The following is a 9,901-nucleotide window of genomic DNA, read 5'->3' as shown; positions in this document are numbered from 1 at the left end:
TAATAAACCGTATATTATGGATTTAACTCCAGGTAATAGTTTAGTGGAATATTTAGTAGATCGTGGTTTTGATGTGTATATGCTTGATTGGGGCACATTTGGTTTAGAAGATAGTCATTTGAAATTTGATGATTTCGTGTTCGATTATATTGCAAAAGCAGTGAAAAAGGTAATGAGAACTGCAAAATCGGACGAGATTTCTTTACTTGGTTATTGCATGGGTGGAACGTTAACATCTATTTATGCAGCGCTTCATCCGGACATGCCAATTCGTAACTTGATTTTTATGACAAGTCCTTTTGATTTCTCTGAAACAGGATTATACGGTCCTTTATTAGATGAGAAATATTTCAATTTAGATAAAGCGGTTGATACATTCGGAAATATTCCGCCAGAAATGATTGATTTCGGAAATAAGATGTTAAAACCAATTACAAACTTTGTCGGCCCATATGTTGCTTTAGTCGATCGTTCAGAAAATGAGCGCTTCGTCGAAAGTTGGAAATTAGTTCAAAAGTGGGTAGGCGATGGTATTCCGTTCCCAGGTGAATCTTATAGACAATGGATTCGTGATTTTTATCAAAATAATAAATTAGTGAAGGGTGAACTCGTTATTCGMGGACAAAAGGTAGACCTTGCAAATATTAAGGCGAATGTCTTAAATATTTCTGCGAAACGTGATCACATTGCTCTGCCATGTCAAGTAGAAGCTTTACTTGATCATATTTCTAGCACAGATAAAGAGTATGTATGTTTGCCGACAGGACATATGTCTATCGTGTATGGTGGAACGGCTGTAAAGCAAACATATCCGACGGTTGGGAATTGGCTTGAAGAGCGTTCTAATTAAAGAGAAGAAATCCAACTAGCGTATGTTAGTTGGATTTTTTTATGGGAAATGACGAAACATAGGAAGGAGAAAAATACATTGTAGGAGTATAATTATGAAGCTTATGACTGGTAAGTTGTTTTGGAGTGCTGGAGTTTCTGTACCTTGTTATCCAACATTAGAAAATGATATGATATGTGATGTGCTAGTAATTGGAAGTGGAGAAGCAGGTGCTCATATAGCGTATTCATTAGCTAAAATTGGAATGCGTGTTATGCTCATTGAAAAAAGAGCAATTGCATGTGGTAGCACAGCTGCAAATACAGGATTATTACAATTTGTTAATGATAAATCGTTAACCTCTCTTATTCATACATTTGGTGAAGAGAAAGGGGTACGAGCATATAGACTTTGTTATGAAGCGCTGCAAACAATGGAGAAGGTTGTGCCAACTCTCGATATTGATCCCCATTTTATTCCGCGAAATAGTTTGTATTATGCAAGTAGAGATGAGGATATTTCATTTTTACAAGAAGAATATAATACGTTACGCCATTATGGATTTCCGGTTGAATGTTTTACAGAGTCTGAGATTAAGAAACGTTATTCATTTGCAAAACAAGCAGCGTTATATACAAGCGGTGATGCAGAAGTGAATCCGTATTTATTAGCGCATAGTCTTTTGCATAAAGCGAAACAAATGGGCGCTACTATATATGAACATACAGAGGCATTACATATTAAACAAATCCAAAATGATTTAATTTGTTACACGAATACAGGAAATAAAGTCGTAGCAAAGAATGTTATTATGGCGACAGGTTATGAAGCAATTTTTGGAAAGAAAGAAAAAAATACAACAGTAGAAACGTCTTATGCCGTTGTGACAAATAAGATAGATCATTTTGAAGGCTGGCATGAGCAATCATTAATTTGGGAAACAGCACGTCCGTATTTGTATTGTCGAACGTATCAAAACCGCATTATTGTAGGCGGATTAGATGAGGCGCTGAAAATTCAAAAAATCGGCGATACGAAATTATTGCATAAGCGTAATCTCCTTATTAACATTGTAAAAGAAATGTTCCCGCAGTATAAAAATATACAGGCAGAGTACTATTGGGCAGCAGCATTTGGTGGCAGTCATGACGGTCTTCCTATTTTAAAAGAAGATAAAAACATACATAATTTATATTACGCACTGCCGTATGGGGGAAATGGAACTGTATATGGAATGGTATTTGCGAAATTATTTCAGCAGTTATTTACAAATGAAGAAAGTGATGATTTTTCTTTATTTAATCGATAGAAAAAAGGTAGCGAAGTGATGGAATGAGAGATATAAAAAAGTTTTTACAAAAGTTACGTCCCGTGCAACTTATCGTTGTATTTTATTTACTAGCGGTAGTTGTATCGGTAATTTTACTTAGTTTACCATTTGTTACGAAGCCTGGCGTGAAATGGACATTTATAGATGCGCTGTTTACATCTGTTAGTGCTGTAAGCGTTACAGGACTGTCTGTTGTGACTATTTCAGATACGTTTACAACAGCAGGAATTATTGTTTTAGCCCTGATTTTACAATTAGGCGGATTAGGAATTATGGCACTTGGTACATTCGTTTGGATTATAACGGGTAAAAAGATTGGTTTGCAGCGAAGAAGGTTAATTATGGCAGATCATAACCAAGGAAATTTATCGGGCCTTGTAGAATTGATGCGTTCTATTTTAATTGTAATTATTTCGATAGAACTCATTGGAGCAATACTGTTAGGTACAAGATTTTTACTATATTTCCCGACTTGGCAAGAAGCTTATTTTCACGGTTTCTTTGCCGCTGTGAGTGCAACAACGAACGGAGGATTTGATTTAACAGGACAATCACTTATTCCGTACAAAAAAGATTATATTGTTCAAATGATTCATATGTTGCTTATTATTTTAGGAGCTATCGGTTTCCCAGTGTTAATGGAAGTAAAGCAATTCCTTAGTAAAAGGCGACAGCAACTATTTCGCTTTTCATTATTTACAAAATTGACGACAACGACATTTTTTGCACTCGTTATTGTCGGAACAATTATGATTTTTCTATTAGAACGAAATCATTTTTTAGTAGGAAAGTCATGGCATGAAACTGTATTTTATACATTATTCCAATCTGTGACGACGCGAAGTGGTGGACTCGCTACAATGGACATACGTGAATTATCACAACCAACGCTTTTATTTATGAGTATATTAATGTTCATTGGAGCATCTCCAAGTTCAGTTGGGGGCGGGATACGTACAACAACATTTGCTGTTAGTATATTATCGCTATATACATTTGCAAGGGGCGGGAGAACAGTCCGTATTTTCAAACGTCAGCTACATGAAGAGGACGTGTTGAAAGCATCTGTCGTTATGACAATGGGGATTTTATTATGTGCCTCAGCGCTATTTATTTTATCCATTACGGAAAATGTACCACTTATGAGTTTAATAGTTGAAGTTTGTTCTGCTTTCGGGACGACTGGACTATCAACAGGTATTACTCCAGAGTTAACAACTGTTGGTAAACTTGTACTCATTGTACTTATGTTTATCGGACGCGTCGGTATTTTAACATTTATATTAGCTAGTGGTGGAAGAGAACAACCACCTCGCTATAAATATCCGAAAGAGAGAATTATTATTGGATAGTATGAAACCATTCTACCTACGTCAGGTAGAATGGTTTTTTTAATCGTTAATTCCAAATTGAGGGTGCATAAAAGCATCATTTTTGTTATTAACTTCGTTTTTTAGTAGTTCTTGATTTTCTTCTGAGATCCATCCGATATCATTTGTAGGATGGATCCATTCTTCTCCAGCCATAACGGCAGGATCTATTTCATCACTCCAATTATTAAGAGGACTGTTAGTGGAATCGTATTTACTGTCTCCAATTACAACATCGTATTGATTAATAAAAGGTTGTTGCATTTGTTTTCCTGTGCCTTTAAATGATGGGAAATTCATTTGATGCGGGAGCGTCTCGTCTAAAATTGGCGATTGTATCGTTTCTTTTTCTTTCAAAGTAATCGCTCCTTTTTGTAATGGCTTGTTCGTATGTAGTATTTCCATCTATAAGCTCTTCTGTACTTGTTAACACTTCCCAGTAATAATTACTGTAAGTTGTTTCAAACTAGAATAGAAAGTTATTTCGTGAGAGCAGGTGAGTATGTTGGTAAAAAGAAAAGTAAAACAAAATGCAGCAATTAATAATAATAAAACTCCGAAAGAAAGCTTACCAGATGCAGAATTTGCATTAGAGTATGAAGGAGAAAATAGTGCGAAGTACGCAAATCGTAATTCAAAAAAAGGTAAACAAAAATGAGGCGTTTTTTACAAACGCCTCATTTTTTTGTGGGATTATAAAGGTTTTTTAAATTATTTGTAAATTTCACGTTTGATATTAGCGGAAAAATGAGAAAAAACATAGAAGTAGCAACGTATTACACAAAAACAAACAACAAACAAAAGATTAATGTTGGTTTAATACTGCTTTTACACTAGTTGTTTATATTTGAGTTGTACATAAGATTTGTAAAAGGAGAGAGAGACAGTGAAAAAAACAATCTTTAAGGCTGTAGCAACTGGAATGGTATTTTCGTTATTAATGGGGTGTGGTGCAAAGAAAGAAGAAAGTGCTGGAGCAAAAGTGAAAGATGATAAATTATCTGGATCATTAACTATTTACACAGCGATTGAAGAAGAGCTTGTACCGATTTATCTTGATTCTTTTAAACAGAAGTACCCAGACGTGAAGTTGAACATTGTTCGTGATTCAACTGGAGTTATTACAGCGAAATTGCTAGCTGAAGGAAAAAATACACAAGCAGATGTTGTATGGGGAACTGCAGCGTCTAGTCTATTAGCTTTAGATAAAAAAGATATGTTAAAAGGATACTCTCCAAAAGGAGCAAATCGTGTTCTTCCGCAATTTAAAGATGATAAGCAACCAGAAAAATGGGTAGGTAATACGGCATTTATGACGGGGATTGCTGTAAATAAAGAAGAATTAAAGAAGAAAAATTTACCGATGCCAGAATCATATGAAGATTTAACGAAACCAGAATATAAAGGAACGCTAGTTATGCCGCATCCAGCTTCTTCTGGAACAGGGTTTTTAACAGTTTCTGCATGGCTACAAATTATGGGAGAAGATAMGGGCTGGGATTACATGAAGAAACTTCATGATAATATGGCAACTTATACGCATTCAGGTTCAAAACCAGCGAAATTAGCAGGGGCGGGTGAATATCCAGTTGGTGTGTCAATGGTTTATAGTGCTTTGAAAGAAAAACAAAAAGGTGCACCAGTTGAAGTTGTACTGCCGAAAGAAGGATTAGGTTGGGAAGTAGAAGCGAACGCACTTATTAAAAAAGATAATGCAAAAAATGATAAATTAGCACAAGCATTTTTAGATTGGGCAATTACAGATGATGTAATGAAGTTATACTTTGAGAAAAATGGATTTGCGACAATTAAAAATGATTATAAACTTCCAGATGGGTTCCCTAAAGATGTGACAGAAAAGTTATATAAAAAGAATGACTTTAAATGGGCAGCAGAAAATCGCGACAAAATTTTAGAAAAATGGGAAAAAGAGTTTGGCCAAAAAGCAGAACCGAAAAAGTAAGTGAGTGGGAGAGAGAAAAATGAGCGAATATTTATCAATTCAACACATTCAAAAACAGTTTGATGCATTTACAGCGTTAAAAGATATTTCTTTTACTGTGAAAAAAAATGAGTTTGTTTGTTTATTAGGCCCAAGTGGTTGTGGGAAAACGACGTTGCTCAGAATTTTAGCAGGACTAGAAGAGGCAACAACAGGTAGTATTGCTGTGAATGGAAAAGATATTACAGCATTACCACCTGGAAAGAGGAACTTCGGAATGGTTTTTCAATCGTATGCATTATTTCCGAATTTAACTGCACTTGAAAACATTGCATATGGCTTAAAGACAAAAAAATATGGAAAAGCAGAAGTAAAAGAGAAAGCGCTATCGGCGTTAGAACTTGTTGATTTGCTGAATGTAAAAGATAAATATCCTGCTCAAATGTCTGGTGGACAGCAGCAGCGAGTAGCACTTGCACGTGCGCTCGCTCTGTCTCCCGATATTTTGTTACTTGATGAGCCGTTATCTGCTTTAGATGCAAAAGTGCGTGAAAAGTTGCGCAGAGAAATGCGTGATTTGCAGGGAAAAGTGGGAGTAACAACTATTATGGTAACGCATGATCAAGAAGAGGCATTAACGATGGCTGATAAAATTGTTGTAATGAATCATGCGGAAATTATGCAGATTGGAACACCAGAGGAGATTTATCAAAGACCAGCCAATCCGTTTGTGGCAGATTTTATTGGTTCTATTAATTTCTTTTCGAAAAATAACGAAGAACATGCAATTCGTCCTGAACATGTAACTATTGTACAAAATAATGGTATTAAAACAGTTGTAGAAAGCATGGAATTTCGCGGATCTGTATACCGGACGGAAGTGCGGGTCATAGAAGAGAAAACACACCTTTATAATGAGAAAATTGTAGTGGATATATTGGCATCAGAAGTAGAGGAAACTGCTATTAGAAAAGGAAAGCCAATTCAAATCTCTTTCTCAGAAAATCATATGTTGTCATATGGAAAGAAGGTCATTGTATAGATGGAGATGTTAGAAAACTTTAAGGCAGAAAGTACAAAAAAAAAGATTAAGAGACGTATCGGTAAAGAAGAGTGGATACAAAGACTATTAATTATTGGTATGCTTCTTTCATTTTTTATCATGCTTGTATTGCCTTTATTACAACTGTTTACACAAGCCTTTTATGATAAAGATGGAGCTTTTGTTGGTGTTGCGAATTTCAGTAAATATTTCACAACACCAACGCTAGTTCAATCACTACAAAATACGATATGGATTTCGGGCGCTACAACAATTATTTCGGTTACACTCGCTTTCGCTTACGCATATGCGATCGCTCGTACAAATGTTTTTGGAAAGCGCGTATTTCAATACATAGCATTATTACCATTATTCGCACCGACGATGATGCACGGTATTGCGCTTACATATTTATTTGGTAATCAAGGGTTAATAACAAAAGGGATGTTTGGTTTATTTGAAGGAATACAAATACCGTTATACGGACCAGTAGGAATTGTAATAGCTGAAGTTATGTATACATTTCCGCAAGCATTCCTTATTTTATTAATTGCTCTCCAAGGTTCTGATTATCGTTTATATGAAGCTTCTAATATGTTAGGTGCAAGTAAAGTGAAACAGTTTCTTACGGTTACTTTACCTAGTGTGAAATACGGATTAATTAGTGCGATGTTCGTTGTATTTACACTTAGTTTCACTGATTTTGGGGCACCTAAAATTGTTGGAGGACAATATAACGTACTTGCTACTGACGTATATAAGCAAGTAATTGGACAGCAAAATATGTCCATGGGCGCAACTGTCGGAATGATTTTACTAATCCCAGCTATTTTCGCATTTGCAGTTGATCGTATTACGCAAAGAAAACAGGCGAATCTCTTATCTTCAAAAGCAGTGCCTTACAGAATAATAAATAATAAGAAAAGAGATGTTATTTCATTCGTATATTGTAGCGTAGTTACGTTTATGATCATTCTTTTATTTGTGGCAGTTGGTATTGCTGCAAGTGTGAAAGTATGGCCATATAATATGAGTTTTACACTTGAGCATTTTAATTTTTCAAGTTTGACAGGAGACGGAATTGAAGCATTTAAAAATAGTGTAATTGTCTCAGCTATTACGGCAGTTATCGGGGCGATTTTAACATTTGTGTTCGCTTATGCGATTGAAAAAATAGAACAGCTACATTTTTTCAGAAAAGTAGGTTACTTTTTCTCTATTGTACCGTTAGCGATTCCTGGATTAGTACTTGGATTAGGATATGTCTTTTTCTTCAGTCAACCAACAATTCAAATTCTAGGACTTTCAGTAACAAATCCGTTTCATTCCTTATATGGCACAATTGCTGTTTTAATATTAGTAAATATCATTCATTTTTACTCTGTAACGTTTGTTACCGCAACGACTGCTTTGAAGAAACTGGACCGAGAGTTTGAACTTGTTTCACAGTCGATGAGTGTACCATTCTATAAAACTTTCTTTCGAGTAACGGTACCGATGTGTTTACCAGCTATTTTAGAAATGGTTATGTACTATTTCGTAAATTCAATGGTAACTGTATCGGCAGTAGTGTTCTTATACGCGGCTGATTTTAAACTAGCTGCTGTATCAATTGTAAATATGGATGATGCAGGAAATGTAGCACCAGCAGCTGCAATGAGTGTACTTATTGTTGTTACAAATATTGTAGTGAGAGTTGTATATGAATGGGGAACGAAAGCACTTCGTAACCGAACGTCACAATGGCAAAAAAGATAAGTAAGAAGGGTGATGGATAGAATGAAAATTGAAGCAGTTATTTTAGATTGGGCAGGTACGACAGTTGATTACGGATGTTTTGCACCATTAGAAGTATTCATGAAGATTTTTCATAAACGCGGTGTTGAAATTACAGCAGAAGAAGCACGTAAGCCAATGGGATTATTAAAAATAGATCATGTAAGGGCACTAACAGAAATGCCTCGTATTGCAAATGAGTGGAAGCGTGTTTTCGGACAATTACCAACAGAAGCAGACATTAATGAGATGTATGAAGAATTTGAAGAAATTCTCTTTGCTAATTTACCGTACTATGCCACGCCAATTGATGGAGTAAAAGAAGTGGTTTCTTCACTACGTGAAAGAGGTATTAAAATTGGATCAACAACTGGTTATACGAGAGAAATGATGGACATTGTTGCAAAAGAAGCAGAAATACAAGGGTATAAACCTGATTTTCTTGTGACGCCAAATGATGTTCCAGCAGGTCGTCCATATCCGTGGATGTGTTATAAAAATGCGATGGAATTAGGTGTATATCCAATGGATCATATGATAAAAGTTGGAGACACCGTGTCAGATATGAAAGAGGGCAGAAATGCTGGAATGTGGACAGTTGGTGTAATCCTCGGTAGTAGTGAGCTCGGTTTAATGGAAGAGGAAGTTGAGAATATGGATCCGTTAGAGCTTCGTGAAAAAATAGAAGTAGTTCGTAATCGTTTCATTGAAAATGGGGCTCATTTTACAATTGAAACGATGCAGGAGCTCGAAAGCGTAATTGAACATATCGAGAAACAAGAACTTATTATTTCATAAAGGGGGCATAGGGTCATGAATGAAAATCACTATTTATTATTAACGCCAGGACCATTAACGACAACAAAAACGGTAAAAGAAGTTATGCTATACGATTGGTGTACGTGGGATGTTGAATATAACACGATGGTGCAAGATGTAAGAAATAGGCTTGTATCGTTAGCGACAAAGGAAGCAGAAAAGTACACAACGGTTTTAATGCAGGGAAGCGGTACGTTTTCGGTTGAAGCAGTAATTGGTTCTGTTATTCCTAGAAACGGAAAGCTGCTAGTTTGTACAAATGGTGCGTACGGAAAGCGGATTGTACAAATGGCAGAGATGTTACATATAGATGTGGTGGTCAGTCAAACAGAAGAGTGGGAGCCTACTAATATTGCAGAAGTAGAACAATTATTGCAACAAGATAAAAAGATTACGCATATTGTAGTTGTTCATTGTGAAACAACGACAGGTATTATTAATCCAATTGTAGATGTATGTAAATTGGGAAAACAATACGGAAAAGTTACACTGGTTGATGCGATGAGTAGTTTCGGTGGTATTGAAATGGATATCGCTGAGTTGCAAATTGACTTTCTAATTAGTAGTGCGAATAAATGTATTCAAGGTGTTCCCGGATTCGGTTTTGTCATCGCAAATCGTGATGAATTATTGAAATGCAAAGGGCAAGCCCGTTCTTTATCATTAGATTTATATGATCAATGGGAAACGATGGAAGAGCAAAATGGGAAATGGCGTTTTACTTCACCTACACATGTTGTACACGCTTTTTATCAGGCATTGCTTGAATTAGAAGAAGAAGGCGGGGTAAGAG

General features: G+C 35.9%; 10 protein-coding genes. 9 read left to right on the top strand and 1 reads right to left on the bottom strand.

The window, feature by feature from the left end:
* The 3 genes from phaC to AC1DTM_RS12905 form a co-directional block, all read left to right on the top strand.
* The coding region (gene phaC, locus AC1DTM_RS12915) for a class III poly(R)-hydroxyalkanoic acid synthase subunit PhaC (RefSeq protein ID WP_477000315.1) at positions 1–850 on the top strand (850 nt) is incomplete at its 5' end.
* 94 nt (positions 851–944) lie between these two features.
* On the top strand, positions 945–2,138 hold the full coding sequence (locus tag AC1DTM_RS12910; RefSeq protein WP_088098836.1) for an NAD(P)/FAD-dependent oxidoreductase: 1,194 nt from the start codon (positions 945–947) through the stop codon (positions 2,136–2,138).
* Between the two features lie 23 nt (positions 2,139–2,161).
* A complete protein-coding gene (locus AC1DTM_RS12905; RefSeq protein ID WP_088098837.1) occupies positions 2,162–3,511 on the top strand; it encodes a TrkH family potassium uptake protein in 1,350 nt (449 codons plus the stop codon).
* A 39-nt stretch (positions 3,512–3,550) separates the two neighbouring features.
* Here the strand turns inward: AC1DTM_RS12905 and AC1DTM_RS12900 are convergent, their stop codons facing one another.
* Positions 3,551–3,934, bottom strand: a complete 384-nt coding sequence (locus tag AC1DTM_RS12900) for a DUF3905 domain-containing protein (RefSeq protein WP_016104246.1) — start codon at positions 3,932–3,934, stop codon at positions 3,551–3,553.
* A gap of 97 nt (positions 3,935–4,031) precedes the next feature.
* Between AC1DTM_RS12900 and AC1DTM_RS12895 the strand changes: the two genes are divergently transcribed.
* From AC1DTM_RS12895 to phnW, 6 genes are all read left to right on the top strand, one after another.
* Complete coding sequence (locus AC1DTM_RS12895; RefSeq protein WP_002011566.1) at positions 4,032–4,187, top strand: hypothetical protein; 156 nt, start codon at positions 4,032–4,034, stop codon at positions 4,185–4,187.
* 228 nt (positions 4,188–4,415) lie between these two features.
* Positions 4,416–5,492 (top strand): putative 2-aminoethylphosphonate ABC transporter substrate-binding protein, encoded by a 1,077-nt coding sequence (locus AC1DTM_RS12890; RefSeq protein ID WP_477000314.1) that lies wholly within the window; start codon positions 4,416–4,418, stop codon positions 5,490–5,492.
* Positions 5,493–5,511: 19 nt separating this feature from the next.
* Positions 5,512–6,513, top strand: a complete 1,002-nt coding sequence (locus AC1DTM_RS12885) for a putative 2-aminoethylphosphonate ABC transporter ATP-binding protein (RefSeq protein WP_016104248.1) — start codon at positions 5,512–5,514, stop codon at positions 6,511–6,513.
* The gene (locus AC1DTM_RS12880) at positions 6,514–8,271 is read left to right on the top strand and encodes a putative 2-aminoethylphosphonate ABC transporter permease subunit (protein WP_016104249.1); all 1,758 of its coding nucleotides are present in this window, start codon (positions 6,514–6,516) and stop codon (positions 8,269–8,271) included.
* A 21-nt stretch (positions 8,272–8,292) separates the two neighbouring features.
* Complete coding sequence (gene phnX, locus AC1DTM_RS12875; RefSeq protein ID WP_016104250.1) at positions 8,293–9,087, top strand: phosphonoacetaldehyde hydrolase; 795 nt, start codon at positions 8,293–8,295, stop codon at positions 9,085–9,087.
* A 15-nt stretch (positions 9,088–9,102) separates the two neighbouring features.
* The coding region (gene phnW, locus AC1DTM_RS12870) for a 2-aminoethylphosphonate--pyruvate transaminase (protein WP_477000313.1) at positions 9,103–9,901 on the top strand (799 nt) is incomplete at its 3' end.

The sequence above is a fragment of the Bacillus sp. P4_D3 genome (genome assembly GCF_056401855.1).
The sequence above is the reverse complement of the archived record's forward strand: the minus strand, read 5'-3'. Positions and strand labels throughout refer to the sequence as shown.